Source organism: Corallococcus aberystwythensis (assembly GCF_003612165.1).
In the GTDB taxonomy this organism is placed as follows: domain Bacteria; phylum Myxococcota; class Myxococcia; order Myxococcales; family Myxococcaceae; genus Corallococcus; species Corallococcus aberystwythensis.
Genome location: NZ_RAWK01000617.1, coordinates 1 through 391, shown reverse-complemented (window position 1 = coordinate 391; position 391 = coordinate 1). Strand labels below are relative to the sequence as shown.

Here is a 391-nt window from a genome sequence, read left to right as displayed (position 1 = left end):
ATCTCCGGCAGCACCGCCTTCGTGACGTTCCATACGCCTTTAATATTGATGTCAATATGGAAATCGCGATCGTCATCGCTCATATCGAGGAAACTGCCCAGACGACAAACGCCTGCGTTATTCACCAGGATATCAATGCGCCCTTCTTTTTCCTTCGCGCGTTTGATAGCTGCGGCTACCGACGCCGGGTCACGCACATCGGCGACAACCGCCGTACAGCGATGACCACGACCACACAGTTCGTCCGCCAGCTTTTCGATCTCAGGGGAGATATCCAGCAAGATTAGGTTCGCGCCATGACGTGCAAAAGTTCTGGCAATTCCTTCGCCAATTCCCTGCAATGCGCCCGTAATCAGTGCTGTCTTGCCCGTGAGTTTACCCATTTTAATGC

Annotated in this window: 1 protein-coding gene; it reads right to left on the bottom strand. The window is 52.9% G+C overall.

The window, feature by feature from the left end:
• A partial coding sequence (locus tag D7W81_RS41755; RefSeq protein ID WP_208721714.1) for an SDR family NAD(P)-dependent oxidoreductase occupies positions 1 to 391 on the bottom strand: 391 nt, incomplete at both ends.